Origin of the sequence: Geobacter sp. (assembly GCA_009684525.1) — a bacterium.
Taxonomy (GTDB): domain Bacteria; phylum Desulfobacterota; class Desulfuromonadia; order Geobacterales; family DSM-12255; genus Geoanaerobacter.
In genome coordinates this window covers 201,237-225,404 of sequence record WKKR01000004.1, presented here as the reverse complement: position 1 = coordinate 225,404, position 24,168 = coordinate 201,237, and the positions used below count along the sequence as shown (strand labels likewise).

The 24,168-nt window shown below is 60.9% G+C and carries 18 protein-coding genes and 2 pseudogenes; 9 read left to right on the top strand and 11 right to left on the bottom strand.

The window, feature by feature from the left end; translation table 11 throughout:
- Nucleotides 1-43 precede the first annotated feature (43 nt).
- From GJT30_14295 to GJT30_14270, 6 genes and pseudogenes are all read right to left on the bottom strand, one after another.
- Nucleotides 44-1,111, bottom strand: a complete 1,068-nt coding sequence (locus GJT30_14295; GenBank protein MSM40781.1) for a branched-chain amino acid ABC transporter permease — start codon at nt 1,109-1,111, stop codon at nt 44-46.
- Between the two features lie 14 nt (nt 1,112-1,125).
- Nucleotides 1,126-1,590: pseudogene (locus tag GJT30_14290) on the bottom strand (branched-chain amino acid ABC transporter permease).
- Nucleotides 1,591-2,289: 699 nt separating this feature from the next.
- A pseudogene (locus GJT30_14285) lies at nt 2,290-2,670 on the bottom strand (branched-chain amino acid ABC transporter permease).
- Between the two features lie 102 nt (nt 2,671-2,772).
- Nucleotides 2,773-3,927, bottom strand: coding sequence for an ABC transporter substrate-binding protein (locus GJT30_14280; protein MSM40780.1), 1,155 nt, complete (start codon nt 3,925-3,927; stop codon nt 2,773-2,775).
- A gap of 278 nt (nt 3,928-4,205) precedes the next feature.
- Entirely contained in the window at nt 4,206-5,579 is a 1,374-nt protein-coding gene (locus GJT30_14275) for a response regulator (protein MSM40779.1), read from the bottom strand.
- Nucleotides 5,557-8,112: a HAMP domain-containing protein gene (locus GJT30_14270; GenBank protein ID MSM40778.1), complete on the bottom strand. Its 2,556-nt coding sequence runs from the start codon at nt 8,110-8,112 to the stop codon at nt 5,557-5,559. Before GJT30_14270 ends, GJT30_14275 begins: the two co-directional genes overlap by 23 nt.
- A gap of 189 nt (nt 8,113-8,301) precedes the next feature.
- Here GJT30_14270 and GJT30_14265 point away from each other — a divergent pair, with 189 nt between their 5' ends.
- The 6 genes from GJT30_14265 (at nt 8,302) to GJT30_14240 (ending at nt 14,076) form a co-directional block, all read left to right on the top strand.
- Nucleotides 8,302-10,140 (top strand): 3-octaprenyl-4-hydroxybenzoate carboxy-lyase, encoded by a 1,839-nt coding sequence (locus GJT30_14265; GenBank protein MSM40777.1) that lies wholly within the window; start codon nt 8,302-8,304, stop codon nt 10,138-10,140.
- Nucleotides 10,141-10,187: 47 nt separating this feature from the next.
- Nucleotides 10,188-10,802: a carbonic anhydrase gene (locus GJT30_14260; GenBank protein ID MSM40776.1), complete on the top strand. Its 615-nt coding sequence runs from the start codon at nt 10,188-10,190 to the stop codon at nt 10,800-10,802.
- Between the two features lie 57 nt (nt 10,803-10,859).
- A complete protein-coding gene (gene greB / locus GJT30_14255; GenBank protein MSM40775.1) occupies nt 10,860-11,354 on the top strand; it encodes a transcription elongation factor GreB in 495 nt (164 codons plus the stop codon).
- Between the two features lie 61 nt (nt 11,355-11,415).
- Nucleotides 11,416-12,783: a hypothetical protein gene (locus GJT30_14250; GenBank protein MSM40774.1), complete on the top strand. Its 1,368-nt coding sequence runs from the start codon at nt 11,416-11,418 to the stop codon at nt 12,781-12,783.
- 9 nt (nt 12,784-12,792) lie between these two features.
- Nucleotides 12,793-13,338 (top strand): hypothetical protein, encoded by a 546-nt coding sequence (locus GJT30_14245; GenBank protein ID MSM40773.1) that lies wholly within the window; start codon nt 12,793-12,795, stop codon nt 13,336-13,338.
- Nucleotides 13,339-13,557: 219 nt separating this feature from the next.
- Nucleotides 13,558-14,076 (top strand): hypothetical protein, encoded by a 519-nt coding sequence (locus GJT30_14240; GenBank protein ID MSM40772.1) that lies wholly within the window; start codon nt 13,558-13,560, stop codon nt 14,074-14,076.
- A gap of 301 nt (nt 14,077-14,377) precedes the next feature.
- On the opposite strand, the gene GJT30_14235 is transcribed toward GJT30_14240, so the two are convergent.
- The 5 genes from GJT30_14235 to GJT30_14215 form a co-directional block, all read right to left on the bottom strand.
- On the bottom strand, nt 14,378-14,773 hold the full coding sequence (locus tag GJT30_14235) for a PIN domain-containing protein (GenBank protein ID MSM40771.1): 396 nt from the start codon (nt 14,771-14,773) through the stop codon (nt 14,378-14,380).
- Nucleotides 14,766-14,975: a DUF2191 domain-containing protein gene (locus GJT30_14230; GenBank protein MSM40770.1), complete on the bottom strand. Its 210-nt coding sequence runs from the start codon at nt 14,973-14,975 to the stop codon at nt 14,766-14,768. The genes GJT30_14235 and GJT30_14230 overlap by 8 nt, the downstream gene beginning before the upstream one ends.
- Nucleotides 14,976-15,224: 249 nt before the next feature.
- Nucleotides 15,225-16,469, bottom strand: a complete 1,245-nt coding sequence (locus GJT30_14225) for an MFS transporter (protein ID MSM40769.1) — start codon at nt 16,467-16,469, stop codon at nt 15,225-15,227.
- 36 nt (nt 16,470-16,505) lie between these two features.
- Entirely contained in the window at nt 16,506-17,891 is a 1,386-nt protein-coding gene (locus GJT30_14220; protein ID MSM40768.1) for a YchF/TatD family DNA exonuclease, read from the bottom strand.
- 33 nt (nt 17,892-17,924) lie between these two features.
- Nucleotides 17,925-18,311, bottom strand: a complete 387-nt coding sequence (locus GJT30_14215) for a response regulator (GenBank protein ID MSM40767.1) — start codon at nt 18,309-18,311, stop codon at nt 17,925-17,927.
- A 155-nt stretch (nt 18,312-18,466) separates the two neighbouring features.
- Between GJT30_14215 and dnaE the strand changes: the two genes are divergently transcribed.
- From dnaE to GJT30_14200, 3 genes are all read left to right on the top strand, one after another.
- Entirely contained in the window at nt 18,467-21,940 is a 3,474-nt protein-coding gene (gene dnaE / locus GJT30_14210; protein ID MSM40766.1) for a DNA polymerase III subunit alpha, read from the top strand.
- Between the two features lie 174 nt (nt 21,941-22,114).
- Complete coding sequence (locus tag GJT30_14205; protein MSM40765.1) at nt 22,115-23,074, top strand: acetyl-CoA carboxylase carboxyltransferase subunit alpha; 960 nt, start codon at nt 22,115-22,117, stop codon at nt 23,072-23,074.
- A gap of 265 nt (nt 23,075-23,339) precedes the next feature.
- The gene (locus GJT30_14200) at nt 23,340-24,167 is read left to right on the top strand and encodes a pseudouridine synthase (protein MSM40764.1); all 828 of its coding nucleotides are present in this window, start codon (nt 23,340-23,342) and stop codon (nt 24,165-24,167) included.
- The last annotated feature ends 1 nt before the right edge of the window (nt 24,168 follow it).

The window sequence follows — 24,168 nt, the reverse complement described above, 5'->3', positions numbered from 1 at the left end:
GTCATACAGGGCGCAGCAAGCGGCGCCCCTACGCAATCCGGTTTTATTTCTTCTTTGCCGTCAGCTTCTTTACATAGCCCAGGACCCCGTCCGGCATGAAGAGGATGACAACCACCACCAGAATCCCGTAGATCAGGGCATGGGCGTGGGCCAGATGCTCCTTGAGGAAGATACCGAATCCCGACTCCTCGGCAACGCCCAACTTGAAAAAGACCTGGGCGATGAGGTTGCTGCGCAGCGCCTCGGAGAGCGGGACCAGCACCAGTGAGCCGATGACCGGCCCCCAGATAGTGCCGATGCCCCCGATGATGCAGATCAGGACGATCTGCACCGAGTTGTCGAGCGACAGGACCGTGGGCGGGTCGATGAAGCCGATGTAGATGGCGTAGAAGCTGCCGGCCAGCGAGGTGAAGACCGCCGAGATGGCCAGGGCGACGTTTTTGTAGATGGTGAGGTTGATCCCCAGGGAGTGGGCGGCATCCTGGTCCTCGCGGATCGCCTGGAAGTAGTAGCCGAGCTTGGAATTCTGCACCAGCCAGGTAACCAGGATCGTCAGCAGGGCCACGACCAGGCCGATGTAGTAGAAAGGCACCTTGGTCAGGAAGTCGGTAATGACGGTCCCCCCCAGCGTAAAGGGGGGGATTTCGGTTGCGAGGATACCTTCGGCGCCGTTGGTCAGATCCTTCAGGTTCATGGCCGTGAGCCGGAGGATCTCCGCCACGGCGATGGAGGCGAGGACAAAGTACGGTCCGCGCAGCCGGAAACAGATGGAGCCGATGATCAGGGAGACCACCAGGGCGACGACGATCCCTGCCAGCATGCCGTACCAGGGGGGGATCTGCCTGAACTGCATCAGGATCATGGTGGTGTAGGCCCCGGCGCCGAAATAGGCGGCATGGCCGACCGAGTACTGTCCGGTGTAGCCACCCAGGATGTTCCAGCTCTCCCCCATGATGGTGCTGAGGAAGAAGAGGATCATAATGTGCAGGGCATAGGGGCTTTCCACCGCCTTGGGGAACAGGAACAGGCCCGTCAGGATGACCAGCCAGAGTATGACCGCGACCGGGGAGATGCCCCTGGTGTTGCCCATGGAAACGTCGGTAAATTTCATTGCATGCAACCCCGCTACATTCTTGATTTGCCGAGCAGTCCGGACGGCTTGAAGAGAAGGACCAGCAGGAACAGGACGAACACGACCACATCCTTCCAGCCGGACGAGATGTAGACTGCGCTGACCGACTCGGCGATGCCGATGATGATGCCGCCGAGGGTGGCGCCGACGATGCTCCCCATCCCTCCCAGCACTGTGATGACAAAGGCCTTCAGGGTGAAGATGCTGCCGATCTGGGGGAAGATGTAGTAGGTCGGCGAGACCAGAGCCCCGGCAGTGCCCGCCAGGGAGGAGCCCATGCCGAAGGCGAGAATGGACATCCACTTGACGTTGATCCCCATCAGCTGGGCAGCCTCGCGGTCCTGGGCCGTGGCGCGGATCGCCTGGCCGGTATCGGTCTTCATCAGGAACCAGTAGAGGATCAGGGTGATGAAGGCGGTGATGACGAAAGAGATGGCCAGCGGGGTGGAGACGGAGATGCCGGCATCGCGCTTGTCTGCCTTGACTTTGAGCTTCGGGGTAAAGGAGGCCAATCCCTTGCCGAGGATGTCCCGCATCTCTGCCGGTGATTTTTTCGCATCGGGCACGGGCTCGGCTGTTGCGTCTTCCGCGGTCGGCTTTGCCGCCTGGGCCGCGGCGTATTTCTCGTAGGCAGCCGCAACGAGCCGCTCTGTCTCGCTGCCGGACTTCAACGCGGCTTCGTTGAACAGGGTGGCCGACCAGAGGTTGAGGAGGTCGTAATCGTCGGCCTGCAGCTCGTTGGCTGCCTGCAGGGCCGCATATGTCTTCTTGAACAGGGCGTCGGCATCCGCGCCGTGGGCTTTGGAAGCCCTGAAGGCGAGGACGGCGCTCCGGTTATAGGCGATGTCAAAGTCGTCGGGGGTGAGTGCCGCTGCGGCGTCCAGTTTTTCCTCTGCCTTTGCGGCCAGGGCATCCGCTTCTGCACCTTTCTTCAACCGGGCCTGGCCGGTCAGTGCCACGCCCCAGTTGTTGAGTGCCCGGTACTGATCGGGCTTCACTTTGAGAGCCTCTGCGTAGCGCGTGTCAGCCTTTGCGAGGAGGGGGATGGCGTCATCGGCCGGTGCGCCGAGCGCCTTGGCAACGAGATGGTTCCCCTTGTTGTAGAGCCGTTCGTATTTATCGGGATTTACCACCGACTGGAGGATCTGGATGCTGTCTGAGGAGTAGGAGGTGGAGAGAATCTTGTAATCCGAGGTGTAGATCAGCATCATGGTGTTGCTCATGATCAGCCCCATGCCGATGGTGAGCAGGATCTGGTTCTGGGGGAGGCTGCCGATCATCCGGTTGATGAACACCTTCTGTAGAAAGGCGCCGAACAGGAACATGAGCGGGATGGTAATGATGATCGAGACGAACGGGTCGATCCCCGTCAGGGTGAACAGGTTGTAGGTCAGGTACATGCCGACCATCAGCAGGTCGCCGTGGGCAAAGTTGATGACCCGCATCACGCCGAAGATGATGGTCAGGCCGATGCCGATGAGGGCATAGACCCCGCCGATCAGGACACCACTGATTACCGATTGCAGAAAAATGGTCATGAACTCTCTCCGATGAGAACTGGTGGCCAGGGGTCGCCGGCTGGCAGCCCTGAGTCGCTGGATCTGTCGTCTCCAGCGGCTCAGGGCGTGCGGCGATTGATGCTATTTCCAGCGCGGGAAGGGGAATACCGGCTTTTTGGAGGCGAACTTGATCGGGAAGACCGTCTCGAAGTTGCCGTTCTGGATCTGCAGGATCAGCATCTGGTGGCGGTTCTGGTTGTTGAACCCATCATAGTCCTCGAACTTCACCTCGCCCATGATCCCTTTCCAGCTCCCCGACCTGAGTCCGGCGCGAGTCTTTTCACGGTCGCCGCCATTGGCTGCGGCGGTTTCGCCCATGATGACCATTGCCTGGTAGGCGCAGGCGGCATGATAGGTCGGCTCCTTGCCGAACTTTGCCTTGTAGCGGTTGAAGAAGTCCTTGGCGCCGGGCCAGTTCACGTCGTCGGTCCACTGGGTGGTGGAAAAGACGTTGTTGGATATCGCCTTTTCCTTGGCGAACTGGACCGTGGTGAAGCCGGCGCCGCCGCCGAGGAATGCCTGTGGCTGGAGTCCGACCTCACGTGACTGGCGCATCAAAAGGATGGCGTCGGCCACGTAGGAGACCATGAAGACCAGGTCGGGCTTTTCGGCCTTGATCTTGGTCAGGGTGGAGCGGTAGTCGGGCGATCCCTTGGAGTAGGACTCGTCAGCAACGACCTTGATCCCTTTCTTGGCCACATAAGCTTTGGCAGTCTTAACCGTGGAGGTGCCGAAATCGGTGTTCTCGTAGATAAAGGCGATGGTCTTCGGCTTGCCCATGGCAAGGGCTGCGTCGATGAGCGACGAGGCGTACTGGTCGGCCGGTGCGTTCAGGCGGTAGACCCACTTGAAGCCCTGGCGGGTGATCTCTTCCTTGGCAGCTGCCGGGACGAGCAGGGGGACCTTGTACTTTTCGGCCAGCTTGGCAACGGCGTTGGCACATGCCGAGGTATAGGGGCCCACCACGCCGGCGACACCCTGGCCTGCCAGCTTCTCCATGGCGCTCATGGAGATCTGCGGCTTGCCGGTATCGTCCTCCTTGAGGAGTTCCACGTCGATCTTCTTCTTTTTCAGGTCTTCGATGGCAAGGGTGACCCCGTTGGTCAGGTTCTCGCCGATGGGGGCCTCGGGACCGGTGATGGAGTTGATGAAGCCGATCTTTACCTTTGCCGCCAGGGCTGCTCCTGGCAGGGCCAGGCAGAGTGCTGTTGCCAGGGCAACGATTCTTCTGTTCATGTGCTCCTCCTTTGGTGGGTTTTCTCTTAAGAATAGCAGGTTTCCGGTGGTCAACAACCCGGACAGGGAGGGAGGTTCCGCCCCTTATGAAAAAATGTTTTGAGCAATCATGATGCCAGATCACGGCAGTGCGGAAAGCCGTTGCATTCTCTGCCATTCGCGAAAACAGGGGGATGCGGGGGATGGGTCTGCACTATTCCGGTGGCGGAAATCCGCCAGTGGCGGTGGCGGATTTCCGCCATTTTTACATTGCGCAACAGTGTTCTGGGATAGGGTATTCAGAGACCGAGGCGGGCCATCCGGTAGCGAAGGGTGCCGCGGGGAATCCCGAGCAGTTGGGCCGCCTTGAGGACATTGCCGTCGCACTGGTCCAGGGCGGTTGAGATGAGCCGGTGTTCGTAGCGCGCCAGCGCCTCTTCCAGCCCGACGTGCGCCACCTGGCTCAGCTCGTCCGCTGCGCTGGCCTGCCGGGAGGTCTCCTCACCCTTGATCTCGGCCGGCAGATAGGCCGGGAGCAGCAACGGCCCCTGGTGGATGATGCAGATCTTTTCGATGACGTTTTTCAACTCGCGGATGTTGCCGGGCCAGGGGTAGGCCTCCAGCAGCTGGCGGGCCGCCGGGTCCATGTCGTGAAAGCCGCGGGAAAAGGCCTTGCTGTATTTGTCCAGGTAAAAGGCGGCAATGGCGGGGATGTCCTCGCGCCGCTCCCGCAGCGGCGGGATATGAATCGGGAAGACATTCAGCCGGTAGTAGAGATCCTCGCGGAACCGGCCGTCGCGGATCGCCTCCTTGAGATTGCGGTTGGTGGCGGAGATGACGCGCACATCCACCTCGATGTTCCTGGTCCCGCCGACGCGCCTGATCTGGCGGCTCTCCAGGACCCGGAGCAGCTTGGCCTGCATGGCCGGCTCCATCTCGCCAATCTCGTCGAGGAAGATGGTCCCCTTGTTGGCGGTCTCGAACAGCCCTGGCTTGCGGCTGGACGCATCGGTGAAGGCCCCCTTTTCGTGGCCGAAGAGCTCGCTCTCCAGGAGGTTGACCGGGATAGAGGCGCAGTTGATCTCGATGAACGGCGCCTCGCACCGGTCGGAGAGATGGTGGATCGCCTTGGCCACCAGCTCCTTGCCGGTGCCCGACTCGCCGGTGATGAGCACTGTGGCGCCGGCATAGCGGGCCACTTCGCGCGCCTGGCGGATGATCTCCTTCAGGGCGGCGCTCACCCCCACCATCGGCACCTTTTCGAAGAATTCCAGAGCACCCTGGCGGATGGCGCGGACCTCCCGTTTCAGGCTGGTGGTCTGCAGGGCGAGTTTGACGATGACCCGCAGCGCATCGGCCTTGAACGGCTTTTTCATGTAGTGGAAGGCACCCATCTTGAGGGCTGCCACGGCGCTTTCCACCGAGCCGAAGCCGGTGATGATGATGACCAGCAGTTCCGGATCGAGCTCCTTCAAGGATTTGAGCACGTCGATGCCGTTTTCCCGCCCCAGGTTCAGGTCGAGCAGCGCCAGGTCAATCTCTTCGCCCGCCACCAGCTCCTGGGCCGCGGTGCCGTCGGCAGCGGTGAGGACCTGGTAGCCATCCTCGGCCAGGATCCGCTGGACGTTCTCGCGGATGAACGACTCGTCGTCAATGATCAGGATCTTTTCCATGCTCTGTCCGTGGTCTCTCCCCTGTTGGCAGGATCTCTTCTCCGCCAAGGGGGAGGGAAATGGTGAAGAGGGTCCCCTTGCCGGGAACGCTCGTTACGTCGATGCTCCCGTGGTGGTCCTCGATGATCCGCTGGGCAATGGAGAGCCCCAGTCCGGTGCCGGCCGACTTGCGGCTGAAGAACGGCTCGAACAGGAGCGGGATGTCGTCGGCCGGAATCCCCGGACCGGTGTCGGCAACTGTGATGACGGCGTGCCGCTCCTTGCGGGCCGTGGCGATGACGATCCTCCCTCCTGCCGGCACCGCGTCCAGGGCGTTGGCGATCAGGTTCAGGAGCACCTGCTTCACCTGGTCCATGTCGAAGGAGAAGGGGGGGAGCGGTCCGGGGGTGCAGGAGAGCTCCACCCCCTGCTTCTCGCAGGCGCGCCGGAACAGGATGACGCTGTCCTGGACCGCCAGGTTCAGATCCGCCGTGGCGAACCGGGCCCGGGGTGGGGAAGCGTAGGTGAGCAGCGACGAGATCAGCCTCTCCACCCGTTCGATTTCTGCAAGCGCCTTGCCAACCATCGACTGGGTATCCGGATCGAGTCCGGGCCGGTCGTGGAGGTCGTCCAGAAGGAGCGTGATCCCGGTGAGGGGGTTGCGCACCTCGTGGGCGATGCCGGCCGACAGCTTGCCCAGCGAGGCGAACCGGTCCATGCGGGTCATTTCCTCGCGCATCCGCTCTTTTTCGGTTTCTTCCCGGATGGTGACCGTCACCCCCTGCGCTGCCCCGCTGCCGATGGGGAACATGCCGATGTCGAAGTGGCGCCGCCTCCCCTGGTCGATCAGGATCAGCGGCGTTCTGCCATAGCCGCTGCGGGTCTCAAGCACCGTGGCGAACCGCTTTGCCAGCGGTTCCCATTCCCGGAACAGGTCGGCGAAGAAGATGCCGGGAGAGGCATGAGGGGCGAGCAGCTCCATGCCGTAACGGTTGACCGAGAGGAGGATGCCCGAGGGGGAAAAGGAGAGGATGGCGCTGGAGATACTCCCCAGGATGCTCTCTTTGAAGTTCCTCTCCTCTATGATCTGCTGCCGGGAGCGCTCCAGCTCGGACAGGGTGTCCATCAGGCTGCTGTTGCGCCGTTCCAGCTCGTCGGCCATCCGGTTGAAGTCGGAGGCAAGCTCCCCCAGCTCGTCCTCTCCCGCAACCTCCACCCTGGTGCCGTGCCCCCCCTCGGCGAGCATGCGGGCCTGGCGGGTGAGCAGGGCCAGCGGCCGGGTGATGCTGCGGGAGAGGAGCCAGGCCGCTGCCAGGGTTAAAAGGGCGGTGGCGAACAGGATCAGGACGCTTTCCCCCACATGGCCGCGCAGCTGGCTGTCGATAATCTCCACAGCGGCCCTGGCAGGCTCATGGAACAGATCGGCCTGGAAGCCGATGGTCACCCCGCCGAAGATGCCGTAACGCCGATAGGGGCCGGTGGTATAGGGGATTGGGGCAAAGGCCATGACCTTTTTCGCTCCCCCCACATTGGTCACGTCCACGTAGCCGCTCTTGTGCTCGCGGACCTGGCGGGCCGCCACCGGGTAGTTGGGGTGGATGAAGCCGGCATGGTCCAGGTTGTAGGGGATGCGGCCCGCTGCGATATCCTCCTTGCTGGAGTTGGCGGTGTAGGGAGGGACCTGGCGCCCCGCGGCATCCACCCCCCGGATGTCCCAGAACTTGGGATGGGTGATCATCCACCCCTCGTCGTCGAACATGAAGGCGTAGTTGCCGCTGCGGTAGGAGGGGAAGACCGTCTCCCCGACCTTGCCGGGAAGGACGTGCTGGGTGAATTCCATCAGGTGGCGGTGGTCGAGGGAGAGGACCATGATCCCGCGAAGGTCGCCGCTTTTGGAGTAGAGCGGGGTGGAGAAACGGATGACGCCCCGGTATTCCTTGCCGCCGGCGGCCAGCTCGGGCTCGGTGGCGTTGCCGAGCTGCTCGGCCTTGCCGACGTGGAATCCAGTCAGGTGGGAGACCTGGATCTCACCCTGCTTGAGATTGATGGTGTCGGCAAAATAGCGCTCGCTTTTGAATTCGGTATTGGCCGGATCGGCCACATTCACCAGTTCGACGGGTGTGAGCCGGCGGCCGTGGCGGATCACGAACCGCTGCTCGCCCGTTCGGTCGACGATCTCCAGCGACCAGTAGCGGGGGATCGTCTCCCTGACCTCCTGCGGTCTGGTTGCGGTGCCGCCGCGGTACCAGATCTCGTCGTTGCGGCTGGCGTAGAAAGCGGCAAGCGACCCCTGAGAGTCGGCAAGGCTCGCTGCCAGCCGCAGGTCCGCCTCGCAGTCTTTCAGGTAGGCTGCCACGTTGGCGGCGATCTGGCGCGCCCGCATCTCCAGGTTCTCGGAGGCCTGCAGGTCCACCGACGCGGCGATCCGCTCGGCAAGCTCGTGGCTGGTGGTGCGCAGGTTGACGAAGAGGATGACCGAGGAGATAAAGAGCGGCACCAGGGAGATCAGCAGCATTGCCAGCAGCAGCTTTTTGAAGAGGGTGAGACGGTGCATGCCGATCCTTCTAGCCTGGGGGAGTCCGGTGCCCATCCGGAGTTTCCGGATGGAGAGCCTGCTAAACTGTAGACCAGAGACGGCGGAAATCAAGCGCCCTTGGCTGCGGCCGGGCAGACGGCGCTTTTTCGTTGACGCGCCCGAAGGAGTGGACTACATACAGTCAGCAACGGCAAGGAGGGGGAGCGGATGGGCTATCGAAATCTCCGGGAAACGGTTCGCGATCTGACGGCCACCGGCCAGCTGGTGACCATAGAGCGGGAAACCGACCCGTATCTCGAAGTGGGGGCGATCCAGCGCCGGGTCTACCGGGCCGGGGGGCCGGCGCTTTTGTTCACCAACGTGAAGGGGTGCGGCTTCCCCATGCTCGGCAACCTGTTCGGCACCCTGGAGCGGGCGCGTTACCTCTTTCGCGACTCCCTGGCAGCCATCGAGGCGCTGGTGGCGCTCAAGATCAACCCGGCAGAAGCGTTGAAGAATCCGGCCTCGCTGATGAAGGCGATCCCCGGCGCCTGGCATCTTCTGCCCCGCACCGTGGGGAGCGGGCCGGCCATTGCCAACCGGACCGCCATCGATAAACTGCCGCAGCTGGTTTCCTGGCAAAACGACGGCGGCCCCTTTGTCACGCTCCCCCAGGTCTATTCCGAGAGCCCGGCAAAGCCCGGCATCCGCGCCTCCAACCTGGGGATGTACCGGGTGCAGCTGTCGGGCAACGCCTACCGGACGAACCGGGAGGTCGGGCTCCACTACCAGATCCACCGCGGTCTCGGCGTCCACCATGCCGAGGCCCTGGAGCTGGGGAAGCCGCTCAAGGTCAATGTCTTCGTCGGCGGCCCGCCGTCGCTGACCGTGGCAGCGGTGATGCCGCTCCCCGAAGGGATGCCGGAACTTGCCTTTGCCGGGCTTCTGGGGGGGCACCGTCTCCCCGTGATCTGCCGGGAGGGTGAGCTGCCGATCCCGGCAGAGGCCGACTTCTGCATCTGCGGCACCGTCGACCTGCAGCGGACCCTGCCCGAAGGGCCGTTCGGCGATCATCTCGGCTACTACAGCCTGGTCCACGACTTCCCGGTGCTGCAGGTGGAAGAGGTCTATCACCGCGACGGCGCCATCTGGCCCTTCACCTCGGTCGGCCGCCCCCCCCAGGAGGACACGACCTTCGGCGCCTTTATCCACGAGCTGACCGGGCCGCTGATCCCGACGGTGATCTCCGGGGTGCGGGCCGTGCACGCGGTGGATGCCGCCGGGGTCCACCCGCTGCTCCTGGCCGTGGGGAGCGAGCGCTACCTTCCCTATGCCGAGGAGCGGGAACCGATGGAGCTTCTCACCATCGCCAACGCCATCCTCGGCCAGGGGCAGCTCTCCCTGGCAAAATACCTCTTCATCGCCGCCCACGAGGATGCCCCCCCCGATATCCACCATATCGACGAATTCCTCTGTCACTGCCTAGAGCGGGTCGACTGGCGCCGCGACCTTCATTTCCAGACCCGCACCACCATCGATACCCTGGATTATTCGGGACAGGGGCTCAACAAGGGTTCGAAGGTGGTGATCGCCGCTGCCGGGCCGAAACGGCGAGTCCTGCCGACGGAACTGCCGGCCGGTCTCCGCCTGCCCGACGGTTTCGGCAACCCCCGCGTCTGCCTCCCCGGCATCCTCGCCGTGCAGGGGCCGGCCTGCAGCGACTACCGGGAGTGCCTGACAGCCGACATGACCGGTTTCTGCGACTTCTTTGGCCCGGACGACCCGATTGCCGCTTTCCCTCTGGTGCTGGTGGTGGACGACAGCGAGTTCGTCAGCCGGACCCTCAACAATTTCCTCTGGGTCGCTTTCACCCGTTCCAATCCGGCCGCCGACCTCTACGGCATTGCCGCATCGGAGCAGTGCAGACACTGGGGGTGCGCCGGCCCGCTGGTTGTGGATGCCCGCGTGAAGCCGCACCATGCGCCGCCGCTTCTGGACGACCCGGCGATCGAGAAAAAAGTGGATGAACTGGGTGCGAAAGGAGAACCCCTGCATGGTATAATCTAGCCAGTCGATCAAGATTGCGCCACGGCAACGGGCACGGGGGGGATGCGATGATCAAGACGCTGCTGGACGGGAACAAGCGCTTCGTAACCGAGATCTTTGAAAAGGACAGCGAGCATTTCATGGTCCTGGCCAAGGAGCAGCGCCCCACGGTCCTCTGGATCGGCTGCTCCGATTCCCGGGTGCCGGTGAACACCATCACCCAGACCAAAGCCGGGGAGGTGTTCGTCCACCGGAACGTGGGGAACGTGGTCGCCACCAACGACTGGAACCTCTCTGCTGTGCTGGAATTCACCATCAACCATCTCCAGATCCCCGACATCGTCGTCTGCGGCCACTACGGGTGCGGCGGGATCAACGCCATGAACGAGGAGAGCCAGGACGACAAGTACATCCCGATCTGGCTGATCAACGCCTACCAGGCCAAGGAGCGGGTGGACGAGAAGCTGCGGGCGCTCCACATCGACATCGAGCCCGAGAAGCGGATGCAGCTGATCGTGGAGGAGAACGTGCGGCTCCAGCTCGAACACCTGCAGGAGTACCCGTTCATCAGGAAGGCGATGCGCGAGCAGAAGGTGAACATCCACGGCTGGATCTACGACATGTACACCGGCCGGATCAAGATCCTGCAGAAAAACGCCGTTGCCTGCCGGGATTCGGTCTGACGCGGTGCGTGCGGCGACAAATGGTAGTCTGAATTTTGTGTGTGCTGTGAGGTGACTGTGCCGGGCCAATCCAACTACATCACCCCCGAGGGGGTTAAACTGCTGCGCGACGAGCTGGACTATCTCTGGAAGGTGGAGCGCCCCATCACCACCCAGCGGGTTTCCGATGCGGCGGCCGAAGGGGACCGCTCCGAGAATGCGGAATACATCTACGGCAAGAAGCGACTGCGGGAGATCGACCGGAGGGTTCGCTTCCTGACCAAGCGGCTGGAGGTGTTGAAGGTGGTGGACAGCGTGCCGACCGACCAGCAGCGGGTCTATTTCGGCGCCTGGGTCACCGTGGAGAACGAGGAAGGGGAGGAGGCGACCTACCGGATCGTCGGCCCCGACGAGTTCGACCCGGCCAAAAGCGCCATCAGCATCGATTCCCCCGTGGCCAAGGCGCTTCTGGGAAAGCGGCTGGGCGAAGAGGTGACGGTCCGGCGGCCGGCCGGGACCACCAACCTGACCATCGTCGAGGTGAGCTACCGGCCAACGCCGGCCTACGAATAGCCGGAAACGGTTCTTTTCCGCCCTGGCGGCGTCAAGCCGGGACTGCTCACCAGGCAGACCGATGCCCAACGGCGTAGCCACTGACTTCAGCTACAACGCCAACAGCTGGCTCAGCGCCATCGAGTCCAAGCAGAACGCCGCCACCCTGGCAAGCAGCCAGTACGGCTTCGACAACGTCGGGAACATCACCCAAAGAACCACCGACTCCCAGACAACGAACTACGGCTACGACGGCACCTACCAGCTGACCAGCGCCGGCAGCGAAAGCTTCAGCTACGACAGGACCGGCAACCGGACCAACAGCGGCTACAGCCACAACGGCAACAACGAACTGCTGACAAGCGCCACGGCCAGCTACACCTACGACGAGAACGGCAACACGCTGACCAAAACCATAAACGGCCAGACCACGACCTACGGCTACGACGTCCGCAACCGGCTGGTCCAGGTAAGCCTGCCCGACGGCAGCACGGCAACCTACGCCTATGACCCGTTCGGCCGCCGGATCGGCAAAACGGTCAACGGCACCACCACCTGTTTCATCTACGCCGACGAAGGGCTGATCGGGGAATACGATGCTACGGGCGCCAACAAAAAGGCTTACGGCTGGCTACCGGACAGCATCTGGGGGACCAATCCCGTCTTCCAGGTAGAGAATGGGAATTACTATTACTACCACAACGACCACCTGGGCACGCCGCAGCGGCTGACGGACGAAGCGGGTACAGTCGTCTGGCAGGCCAGCTACAGCGCCTTCGGCCAGGCCACGGTAGACCCGGCCTCGACCGTTACCAACATCCTCCGCTTCCCTGGGCAGTATGCAGATGAAGAGACCGGGCTGCATTACAACTGGCACCGGTACTACGATCCGGAGGCGGGGCGGTATAGCCAGGTTGATCCGATTGGATTTAGTGCGGGGGATGAGAATCTGTATCGGTACGCCCAAAACAATGTAGTGAACTATTTTGACCCTGATGGTAATGCTAAGTTTGAAAGTCCAGATGAGTTGATGAAAGTAGGTGTAAAGACAGTTAATATCAAGCAATATCAACCTAGAGGTGATACTACTTACTGTAATGTGGGAGTAAGTTCTATAGAAAAAGAGGGTGGCAATTATGATTATGTAGGATTGAATGCTAATCAGATAGTTATGAAGTTGCAGAATAAAAGATATGCCAAAGAAATTAAGCCGGAAGAGGCTGTAGTTTATGCAAAAAAGGGAATTACTGTAATTGCTGGTGTAACCGCAAAAGGTCATGGCCATGTGGCAGTTGTAGCTCCAATGGATATGGGAAGAAGTGGTAGTTGGGGGAAGAATGTTCCGTATATATTCAATGTTGGGGCAGAAAATGGTGTTATGAAAACTTCGGAAGCTTTTTCGAGTAAAAATCAACCTAGATATTATGTTAGAATTCAAGATATTCAATAAGGGGCATTTGTGAAATATATTAAATTATTAATTTTGACTGTTTTTGTGTTAGTAGTAATAATTCTTGGTATTGTATTGTCAAGATGTATTGCAAAATATGATGTCAAAGACAAGAATCATATAGTATTGATTCAAGGTAAAATGTTATATCTTTACTCTGGAAGGACGTATAAAGAAATTAAGAGAGCCCCCATATTTTATGGTTGTGGATGGATAGATTCGAAAACAGTCTTTTATGTCTACCAACCAAATGGATATGCTGAGGCAATTGCCAAAGTGGCTATAGTTGATGTCACATCGTTCAGCACTAATATTATTGCCACCATTGGAGGGGCTGGGGAATCAAATTTTGACGGGAATCTAATGAATCATGCAATTGTGTTCAACAAATTTGATGGTGTATATGTCTTGAAAGCAGCAAGTGATAAGTATGTAATTAATAAACTAAATAGTGATGCAAATGTAGTAGGTGTTTTCTGGATAGATTCAGAGACAATAGGGTATCAACGATACACTCATAACAAAGGCGAATTTGTAAAAATAAAATATAGATAAGTCAGCTACAGGATCATATAATCTGCGATTTGTTTGTGCGGTGTACAAAACCACATACTGTCAAATGTTGGGAGCTGACTCTCACATATTGTTGAAAGATCGGTTAAAGTAATTTGAGTTGCTACGTTGCCAAGTCGTTTGTGTCTGACACCATTGGCATCGCCAGGGCTGAGAAGAACCATTTCCGGATGAAAACTAGCGGAAGAAATACCCAGCACCATGAACCGAAAAAACATCAACTACCTGAAAGCCGTGTTTACCCTGCTGCTTCTGATCTACGGTGTGGTCTGCGTCCGCAACGTGGACGAGGCGTCGCTGCTGGACAGGGTGGACCTGATTGCCCACGAGGCAGGCCACCTGCTGTTCGGCTATTTCGGTGAGTTCATGCTAGTCATCGGCGGCACCTTGGGGCAGTTGCTGGTGCCGGTGGGGATCGGCGCCTACTTCGTGGCGCGGCGAGAGTTCTTTTCGGCGACGGCTCTCCTCTTCTGGCTGGGGCAGAACTTTCTCAACATCTCGGTGTACGTAAAGGACGCCGCGGCCATGGAACTCCCCATGGTGAGCCTGGGCGGTGGCGACGTGATCCACGACTGGAACTGGCTGCTGCTGAAATTCAACATCCTTGCCTGGGACCAGACGATCGGCAACCTGGTGTACGGGGTCGGGGTGCTGCTGATCATCGTGTCGATTGCCGGCGGTTGCTACTTTTCCCGGGAACAAGTGGAGACGAACGGTTAGTTCCAGACCTCTGCATACTCTGATCTTCGGAGTCGTTCTGCTGCTTGCCCTGCTGCCGGCAGCGAGGGCGATTGGCCAGGAACGGCAGTTACAGGACGCCCGGCTGGAGCGTCAACTGCTCGCCAATGCCCGGAGGGTGAAATCAACAAATCAACTACGTCCCCCTAATGCCCCCGTCCCCCTAATGCCCCTAGACACGGTTAGAAAGTTGTTGTGACCCTTTTGATTTTTGCGTATTCCTTGACCTCAGCGGAAACGGCGACCACCAGACCCCCAGTCTGGTGCGCCAGGGGAACTCACTTCAACCAAGCGGATAAAGGGTAATCCCGGCTGGCTTGCCAAGCGACTCGAAGTGGCTGTCCAGAGTTGCTACCTGAACCTTGGCCGAGGCGGCGACCGTAGCGATGAAGCAGTCAGACAGACCGACGGTAATCCCTTTGCGCCGCTGCTTGCCCGACAATTTACCGGCGCTGGCCCATAATTCGGGTGTTTCGGGGATGAAAGCGAAGACCTTGATGAAGTCATCGAGAACGGCAATTTCCTTGTCGGTCTTCGCTCCCTGCATCAGTTCGGCAAGGATGATGCCGCAGCAGACGACCTGCTCGTCGTCGATAAGCTTCGTGACGATGTCGTGATACGGTTTGCGCCCGCGGAAAAACTCGATCCAGACCGAGGTGTCTACCAGTACCTTAGCCAAGGCGACTGTCTCCATGCCGCAGTTCATCGGCTGTGGCGGTAAATTCCATCTTTCCGGCCATCGCCTTGATCCTGGCCAGCTTGCGCAGTCGGATTTCGTCCTTGACGGCGGTGATGACAGCTTCGGTCTTGCTTCTGGCGCCGACGAGAGTCATCAGTTCGGTCAGCAGGTCCTGTGGAAGGGTGACAGTTGCGCGTGACATGGCTAACCTCCAAGAGTAGTTTGCACAAATAATGATACTTATATTGTGCTAAACTTCAACACAAAAATGAGCATAAATATGAATCGAGATCATACATGACTCCAGCCGCAATCGTACAAAAACTCTGGATTTCTGCAATATGCTGCGTGACGACGGCATCGATTGCCTACGGTTGCTACTTTTCCCGGGAACAAGAGGAGACGAACGGTTAGTTCCAGACCTCTGCATACACTGACCTTCGGATGACATTTACCGTTTCCCTCCCGCCATCCTGCTGCTTTCAGGGCGTCTGCGCAAGAGCCACATCCAGAACGGCCCCATCAGCCCGCCGATGCCGGCGGTGGCAAAGGCGATCCCCCATTCGCCGTTGATGCCGGGCCACGGCTCCCACCCTTTGTAGACATCCAGGGCCCAGCCGAAGACCGTCGGCGAGATCATTCCCATAGAATACCCCACCAGCGACTGTATCCCCATGGCTGCCCCCAGGTAGGCCGGCGCCACCAGCTCGGTCAGCCCGGTGGAGAAGACCGGCGACTCTGCCACCACCAGGTAGCCGTAGGCGATTCCCACCACCAGCGCCACCAGCGGATTGAGATTGATCAGCCAGCCGAAGAGGAACGAGATGGAGGTGCTCGCCAGCATGACGATGGTGATGGTGCCGGTGCGCCCCCAGCGGTCCGACAGGGTGCCGGTGATGGCGGTGGAAAAGGTGCCGACCCCGACGATGAGGGCGGCGGCTGTGGAGGCCCAGCCGGTCGCGCTCTCCCGCGCCATGCCGTTTCCCGCCAACAGCGCCACGAAGAAGGGGGCCACCCAGCTCCGCATGCTGTACATCTCCCACATGTGCGAGCCATAGCCGAGGATCATCAGGAATGCCGGACGGTTTTTCACCACCTCGGCCCGGAAGCCCCCGCTCGTCCCGGCAAAGGGCAGGGGACGGTAATCGTGGAATACCTTGCGGGCGATGAGAAGGCCGACAAAGACGCCGACTGAGCAGACGACAAAGGCGATCCGCCAGCCCGCCAGGGAGGTGACCGCGCCGGTGACCGCCAGGGAGAGCGAAGCGCCCAGCACCAGGGAACCGACATATATGCCGATGGCTCTCCCCCGTTCAGTGGGGGAGAAGCGCTCGGCCACCAGCTTGAGCCCCGGCATGTAGGTCCCCCCCATGCCGATGCCGGTGAGCGCCCGCAGGACCATGGCCGAGAGGTAATCGTGGGCATAGAAGGCGAAGAGGAGGTTGGCGATGCCGGACCAGAGGGCGGCGGTGAGGAAGATGTAGCGGGTGTTGAGCCGGTCAGTGAGGGTGCTGAGGATGACTCCGGAGAGGATGTAGCCGAGCTGGTAGACCGAGAAGATGGAGCCGGCCATGGTGTTGGAGATGTTCCATTCCTGCTTCAGGAGCGGGAGCACGGCAGAATAGTTGATGAAGACCAGCATGATGAAGATCTGCGAGCAGCAGAGCCGCAAGAGCCAGCGGGTGTCCGAATTCATCGTTTCGAGCCCGACACGGTAACGGCGTGCATGTTGTCAGCCGACCTCCGCGTACTCCCGCTCGCGGAAGACGACGCCGAGGGAGAGGGCGAGCCGGCGCACCGCTTCGATGTCGAGCTCCGGCACGGTGACGGCGGTTGCCACCACCTCGGGGATGTGGCGGGGCGCCTCGCGCAGGAAGTCGCAGATGGCCGTGAACCCGGCCGCATCGAAGGGGGTGTTGGTGAGACGGGCATAGGTGGCTGCGTCGGCGGCGTTGAGGCTGACGGAGACGGTATCCACCAGGCCTGCCAGCTCCGGCAGGATGTTGCGGCCATGGACCAGGTTGGCCTGGCCGTCGGTGTTGACCCGCACCTTTACCCCGCTCCGCTTCAGCTCGGCAGCTACCTTTTTCACCAGGTCGAGACGGATGAGCGGCTCGCCGTAGCCGCAGAAGACCACCTCGGCATAGCCGGACGGATCGCCGATGGCCGCCAGGACCTCCTGGCTGGTCGGCTCGCGGTCGAGCTTGAGGAAGTGCCCCTTGACGATGAAGTCGTCGAACTTGGGGCAGAAGGTGCAGCGGTTGGAGCAGCGGTTGGTGATGTTCAGGTAGAGGGAGTTGCGGATGGTATAGGCGATCTTTGCCTGCTGGATCGGCTCGCCGATCCTGAACAGGCTGCGGGTGTTCAAGCTGGTGATCCGGCCGACGTCGGCGAGCGACAGCCCTTTCAGCTCGGCCACCTTTTCGGCGGTGAGCCGCACATAGGCCGGTTCGTTCCGTTTCCCCCGGAACGGGACCGGCGAGAGGTAGGGGCAGTCGGTCTCGATGAGGATGCTTTCGATCTTGACCCCGCGCACGACATCGCGCAGCGCCTCGTTTGCCGGATAGGTGATGGTGCCGGGGAACGAGAGGTAGAAGCCCATGGCGATGCATTCCCTGGCCATGGCCAGGTCGCCGGAGAAGCAGTGCAGCACGCCGCCGGTCTCGCTCGCCCGTTCCTCTCGTAGGATGGTCATGACCCGTTCGTGGGCATCCCGGTCATGGACGATCACCGGCAGCTCCAGGTCGCGGGCCAGGCGGATGAAGCGGCGGAACACTTCTTCCTGGGCCGGCCGCGGCGAGCGGTCGCGGTAGAAGTCGAGCCCGATCTCGCCGATGGCGACTACCTTGGGGTTTTCCCGCACCAGGTCGGCCACGATGTCGTAGCATCGTTCGGTGACCCGGCCGGCGTCGTGGGGGTGGATGCCGACCGCGGCGTAGAGGTTGGGATAGCGCGCTGCCAGTTCGCAGGCGGCACGGCTCGATTCCAGGTCGGCGCCGACCACGATGATCTCGGCAACGCCGGCGTCTGCCGCACGCTGCAGCATCTCGGAAAAATCGGCGCTGAATTCGCGGCCGTCGATATGGGCATGACTGTCGATGAGGAGCGGGTTGTTCATATTTTTAATCCGGTTAAAAGGGTGATGGCGGTGCTAGGGCTGGTGCAGCAGGACCTGGAGGTGTTCGGGGAGGAACGGCTTGGCAATGGCACCCTGGAAGCCGAAATCTGCCGGGTTCTCCATGATCGGGTCATAGGGATTGCCGCAAGAGACATAGGCCGTGACCGCCGGGTCGATCTCGCGCAAAAGGACGATCACCTCCTGGCCTCCCATGCCGCCGGGGATGTTCAGGTCGAGGATGACGGCATGGTAGCTGCGACCCGCTTCGTGGGTCCGGCGAAAGAGCTCGATCGCCTCGTCCCCGGTCTCGGCCAGGTCCACCGAGAAGCCGAGCCGCTGCAGCATAAGGCCGGCAATGAAACGGACATCCTCGTCGTCGTCCATGACCAGGATGGCCCGCTGTGCGGATCTGTCGTCCATAGGTCTGTCCATCGGTGCTGATCGGCCCTCGGCAGGGGGGTCAGTATGGAATTGACACTCCCTCGGGTTCATGGCATAATCTGGCGCACATTTTAGCCATACTAAAAAGGGAGCGGCGCCTCGCAGCTCCCTTCACTTATATCCGATAGAGGCCCATGCAGCAAGCGGAATTCGTCCATCTCCATCTCCATACCCAGTACTCCCTGCTGGACGGCGCCATACGCCTTGGCGACCTGATGAGCACGGTGAAGGGGTTCGGCATGCCTGCCGTGGCGATCACCGACCACGGCAGCATGTTCGGGGCGATCGAGTTCTACCAGAAGTGTCTCGACAAGGGGATCAAGCCGATCATCGGCGCCGAGGTCTACGTGGCGCCCGGTTCCCGTTTCTCCAAGGAACAGGGGAGCAGTGCCGGCGAGTATTCGAGCTACCACCTCATCCTCCTCTGCCAGAACCTGCAGGGGTACAAAAACCTCTCTTATCTGGTATCCGCCGGTTTCAAGGAAGGGTTCTACTACAAGCCGCGGATCGACAAGGAACTTCTGACGGAACATGCCGAAGGGCTGATCGCCCTTTCCGCCTGCCTCAAGGGGGAGGTGGCGGTGCAGTGCACCCGCAACCGGATGGAGGATGCTGTTGCCACGGCGCGCTGGTACAGTGAGCTTTTCCCGGAGCGCTACTATATCGAACTGCAGGAGAACACGCTCCCCGAGCAGGCGGTCGCCAACCAGCGGCTGCTGGAGGTTGCGGGCGAGCTTTCCCTCCCCCTGGTCGCCACCAACGACTGCCATTACCTGAACCGCGAGGATGCCCGGGCCCACGAGGTCCTGCTCTGCATCCAGACCGGCAAGACCATGAACGACGAGAACCGGATGCGGTTTTCGGCCGACGAGTTCTACGTCAAGTCGCCGGAGGAGATGGCGGCTGCGTTCCAGTATGCGCCGGAGGCGGTGGCCAACACGGTCCGGATTGCCGGGCAATGCCACCTGGAACTGGATTTCAAGACCTATCATTTCCCCCGCTTCGAGCTGCCCGAAGGGAAAAGCCTGGACGAGGAGTTGGAGGAAGAGGCGCACAAGGGGCTCGATAACAGGCTGACGTCGATCCGGGCCAAGAACCCCGCATTTACCGACAACGACGAAGAGCTCTACCGGAACAGGCTACGCATCGAACTCGATTGTATCAAGCAGATGGGGTTCCCCGGCTATTTCCTCATCGTTGCCGACTTCATCAACTGGGCCAAGGACCAGGGGATACCGGTAGGTCCCGGCAGGGGATCGGCGGCCGGCTCGCTGGTTGCCTACGCCATCCGGATCACCGACCTCGACCCGATCCCCTACAACCTCCTGTTCGAGCGGTTCCTCAACCCGGAACGTATCTCCATGCCCGATATCGACGTCGACTTCTGCACCGACCGGCGCGAAGAGGTGATCCAGTACGTCACGGAAAAGTATGGCCGCGACAAGGTCTGCCAGATCATCACCTTCGGTACCATGGCGGCCCGGGGCGTCATCCGCGACGTCGGCCGGGCCCTGGACATGCCGTACGGCGACGTGGACCGGATCGCCAAGCTGATCCCCGAGGTCCTGAACATATCGCTGGACGAGGCCTTGAAGCAGGAGCCGAAGCTGGGCGAGCTTGCCGCGGCCGACCCGAAGGTGAAAGAGCTGCTCCGCGTCGCACTCTGCCTGGAGGGGCTTGCCCGCCATGCCTCCACCCATGCCGCCGGCGTGGTCGTGGCGCCGGACCGGCTCGAAGAGTTCTGCCCGGTCTACAAGGACCAGAAGACCGGCCTGATCAACACCCAGTACTCCATGAAGTACGTGGAAAAGATCGGGCTGGTGAAGTTCGACTTCCTCGGCTTGAAGAACCTGACGGTCATCGACAATGCGGTGAAACTGATCCGCCAGGGGCGCGACCCGAAGTTCGACATAACGCTGCTGCGCGACGACGACCGCGAGAGTTACGAACTGATCTCCGCCGGCAACACCACCGGCATCTTCCAGCTCGAATCCAGCGGCATGAAGGAGATGCTGGTCAAGCTGAAGCCCTCCTGCTTCGAGGACGTCATTGCCGCCTGCGCCCTCTACCGCCCCGGTCCGCTCGGTTCCGGCATGGTCGACGACTTCATCGACCGCAAGCATGGCAAGAAAAAGGTGGTCTACGACCTGCCGCAGCTGGAACCGATCCTGAAGGACACCTATGGCGTCATCGTCTACCAGGAGCAGGTCATGCAGATCGCCCGTACCCTGGGGGGGTACTCGCTCGGCGGCGCCGACCTCCTGCGCCGGGCAATGGGCAAGAAAGACCCCGCTGCCATGGCCAAGGAGAAGGGCAAGTTCCTGGAGGGGGCCAAGGAGCAGGGGGTCGACCTGAAGAAGGCCGAGGCGATCTTCGACCTGATGGCGAAGTTTGCCGAATACGGGTTCAACAAGTCGCACTCCGCAGCCTATGCCCTGATCGCCTACCAGACCGCCTATCTCAAGGCCCACTACCCGGTGGAGTTCATGGCGGCCCTTCTGACCGAAGACCGGGAAAAGACGGACAAGATCGTCAAGAACATCGGCGACTGCCGGGACATGGGGATCGAGGTCCTTCCACCCGACATCAACTCCTCCGAGCTCTCCTTCAAGGTCTTCGGGACTTCCATCCGCTTCGGCCTCGGCGCCATCAAGAACGTGGGGGAAGGGGCGATCGAGTCGATCCTGGAGGCGCGCAAGGCCGGACCGTTCAAGGATATCTTCGATTTCTGCGAGCGGGTCGACCTGCGCAGGGTCAACAAGCGGGTGCTGGAGGCCCTGGTAAAGAGCGGCGCCTTCGATTCCACCGGAGCGAACCGGGCTTCGCTGATGGCCGGCCTGGAGGATGCGGTTTCGCTCGGCCAGAGGATCCAGGAGGAACGGGAGAGTTCCCAGGTCTCCCTGTTCGGCGCCGAAGAGATCGTCAAGAGCAACGGCAACGGTCGGGGCAAGCTTCCCGACGTGGCTGAATGGAACGACAAGCTGAAGCTCGGGTTCGAGAAGGAATCGCTCGGCTTCTTCATCACCGGCCATCCGCTCGACCGCTACAGCCAGGACATGAAACGGTTCACCTCCGCCGACACCTCCTCCCTGGCCGAGATCGCCGACGGTAAGGATGTCCGGATCTGCGGCATCGTGGTTGCCCTCAAGGAGATGATCACCAAGAAGGGTGACCGGATGGGATTTGCCACCATCGAAGACCTGGTCGGGACGGTCGAGGTCGTCGTCTTCCCCGAGCCGTACGCGAAGGCGGCGGAACTGCTCAAGACCGACGAGCCGCTGGTGGTTTCCGGCACGGTCGATGTCGGCGAGAAGAGCATCAAGATCAAGGCGGCGGATATTGTACCGCTGCGAGAGCTTTCCGAGCGGGGCACCAGGCTGGTGCATGTCACCCTCCGGGCTCCCGGTCTCGATTCGGGGCAATTGGAGGGGCTCAAGGAGGTCCTGATGCGCCATAACGGTACATGCGCCTCCCTGCTGCACATAGAACGTCCAGGGAGCTTCCGGGCGACCATCCCGCTGGATGAACGGTTCAAAGTGGCGGCCAGCGACGACCTGGCCATGGACGTGGAGAAGCTGGTAGGCTACCGTGCCACCAGGTTCGAATAAATGGCTTCGCAAAAAGTCCATCTGCTGTGTTACGCTCGGCGTTCGTCGCTGCGACGTAGCCTCCGGCTACGACTCACTCCTCACTTCTCGCAAGCCTTGCAGCTGGAGCTTTTTGCTGTGCCATCGATTTACAGATATTATCAGACATATCGAGTTTAAAGGGGGATACCGAATATGGCATCGCAGAATTTCTATATGGATTTCGAAAAACCGCTGGTGGAGCTGGAGAAGAAGATCACCGAACTGAAGGAGATGTCCGGCGACTCCCTCGACCTTGCCACGGAGATCGGCAAGCTGGAGAAAAAGGCGGAAAAGGTCCGTTCGGAGATCTTTGCCAACCTCTCCCGCTGGCAAACGGCCCAGGTGGCACGCCACCCCAACCGTCCCTTTACCACGGACTACATCAAGCACATCTTCACCGATTTCATCGAACTGCACGGCGACCGTCTGTACGGTGACGACCATGCCATCGTGGCAGGCCTGGCTAAGCTCGACGGCGAGCCGGTGATGGTGATCGGCCACCAGAAGGGGCGCGACACCAAGGAAAAGGTCTACCGCAACTTCGGCATGCCGAACCCGGAAGGGTACCGCAAGGCGCTCCGCCTGATGGGGATGGCGCAGCAGTTCAACCTCCCGATCATCACCTTTGTCGATACCCCCGGCGCCTTCCCCGGCATCGGTGCCGAGGAGCGGGGCCAGGCCGAGGCCATCGCCCGCAACCTGCGCGAGATGGCCTGCCTGACAGTGCCGATCATCGTGGTGGTCACCGGCGAAGGAGGCTCGGGGGGCGCCTTGGCCATCGCAGTCGGCAACCGGGTGGTGATGCTGCAGTATTCGGTCTATGCGGTCATCTCCCCCGAGGGGTGCGCTGCCATTCTCTGGTCCGACGGCACCAAGGGGGCCCAGGCTGCCGAGGCGCTGAAGCTGACTGCCACCGACATCAAGGAGCTGGAGGTGATCGACGAGATCGTCCCGGAACCGGTCGGCGGGGCGCACCGCGACCACGAGGCCATGGCGAAAAACCTCCACGAGGCCATCTCCCGCCACCTGGCCGAACTGCGGAGCATGTCGGGCGAGCAGTTGGTGGAGGACCGCTACCAGAAGTTCCGCAAGATGTCCCGGTTTGTGGAGTAGGAACGCTTCGTTTCCGCACTGTCCGGGCGTTGAGGGTGTTGTTTTTGGTGAATCAGAAAAAAGCATTTAACCGCAGATGAACGCAGATACATCAAAGGATCAAATGCAGAACAACACCGCTGGTGAATGTCTTTAAGATTAAAAAGAGTTGTTTTTATCCGTAGTTATCCGCAGTTATCTGCGGTTGATTGCTGTTATTAGAGTGAAAGGCTGAAGGCGAACCGCTGGGGAGCGTCTTCGGCCTTTCGCTGTTTCTGGAGGATTCATGCAGGAGCGTTTGCAGAAGGTACTGGCCCAGGCGGGATTTGCCTCGCGCCGGGCAGCCGAGGGGATGATCATTGCAGGCAGGGTGGCGGTGAACGGCACGGTGGTGACGGAGCTGGGGACCAAGGTGGACCCGGACAGCGACGTGGTCACCCTGGACGGCAAGCTGGTGGCGGTGGAGAAGCAGCGGGTCTATGTTCTGCTCCACAAGCCGGCCGGCTATGTCACCACCCTGAGCGACCCCCAGGGGCGGCCGCTGGTGACCGACCTCCTGAAGGGGGTCTCCGAGCGGGTCTTCCCGGTGGGGCGGCTGGATTACAATACCGAGGGGCTGCTGCTCCTGACCAACGACGGCGCACTGGCCAACCGGCTGGCCCACCCCCGCTACGGCGTGGAGAAGGAATACCATGTCCGGGTTCGCGGCGAGGTGAGCGCTGGGCAATTGGCAGCCCTTGCCGGCGGCGTCGCGCTGGAAGAGGGGAAGACCGCGCCGGCGCAGGCCAGGGTGGTCAAGGGGAGCGACAACAACACCTGGCTCTCCCTGGTGATCCATGAAGGGCGCTACCGCCAGGTGCGCCGGATGTGCGAAGAGGTGGGGCTCACCGTGGTCCGGCTCAAGCGGGTCAGGTACGGTTTCCTTGAGATGGGGGGGCTGCGGCCGGGCGAATTCCGCCTGCTGACCGGGGACGAGGTGAAGCGTCTGGCAGGGAAGGGGGGCGAGCGCCCCCGAACGGCCGGAAAGACGGACCAGGCGCCTACGGAGGGACGGCCTACTCGTCATATGACGGGGAAATCACCTGTGAAAAAGCGACAGCCACGCACGAAGTAAA

Bases quoted from the DNA above. Each gene is read 5' to 3' on its own strand.
- GJT30_14295 (MSM40781.1), bottom strand. From the start codon at position 1,111: ATGAAATTTACCGACGTTTCCATGGGCAACACCAGGGGCATCTCCCCG.
- GJT30_14280 (MSM40780.1), bottom strand. From the start codon at position 3,927: ATGAACAGAAGAATCGTTGCCCTGGCAACAGCACTCTGCCTGGCCCTG.
- GJT30_14275 (MSM40779.1), bottom strand. From the start codon at position 5,579: ATGGAAAAGATCCTGATCATTGACGACGAGTCGTTCATCCGCGAGAAC.
- GJT30_14270 (MSM40778.1), bottom strand. From the start codon at position 8,112: ATGCACCGTCTCACCCTCTTCAAAAAGCTGCTGCTGGCAATGCTGCTG.
- GJT30_14265 (MSM40777.1), top strand. From the start codon at position 8,302: ATGGGCTATCGAAATCTCCGGGAAACGGTTCGCGATCTGACGGCCACC.
- GJT30_14260 (MSM40776.1), top strand. From the start codon at position 10,188: ATGATCAAGACGCTGCTGGACGGGAACAAGCGCTTCGTAACCGAGATC.
- GJT30_14250 (MSM40774.1), top strand. From the start codon at position 11,416: ATGCCCAACGGCGTAGCCACTGACTTCAGCTACAACGCCAACAGCTGG.
- GJT30_14240 (MSM40772.1), top strand. From the start codon at position 13,558: ATGAACCGAAAAAACATCAACTACCTGAAAGCCGTGTTTACCCTGCTG.
- GJT30_14230 (MSM40770.1), bottom strand. From the start codon at position 14,975: ATGTCACGCGCAACTGTCACCCTTCCACAGGACCTGCTGACCGAACTG.
- GJT30_14225 (MSM40769.1), bottom strand. From the start codon at position 16,469: ATGAATTCGGACACCCGCTGGCTCTTGCGGCTCTGCTGCTCGCAGATC.
- GJT30_14220 (MSM40768.1), bottom strand. From the start codon at position 17,891: ATGAACAACCCGCTCCTCATCGACAGTCATGCCCATATCGACGGCCGC.
- GJT30_14215 (MSM40767.1), bottom strand. From the start codon at position 18,311: ATGGACGACAGATCCGCACAGCGGGCCATCCTGGTCATGGACGACGAC.
- dnaE (MSM40766.1), top strand. From the start codon at position 18,467: ATGCAGCAAGCGGAATTCGTCCATCTCCATCTCCATACCCAGTACTCC.
- GJT30_14205 (MSM40765.1), top strand. From the start codon at position 22,115: ATGGCATCGCAGAATTTCTATATGGATTTCGAAAAACCGCTGGTGGAG.
- GJT30_14200 (MSM40764.1), top strand. From the start codon at position 23,340: ATGCAGGAGCGTTTGCAGAAGGTACTGGCCCAGGCGGGATTTGCCTCG.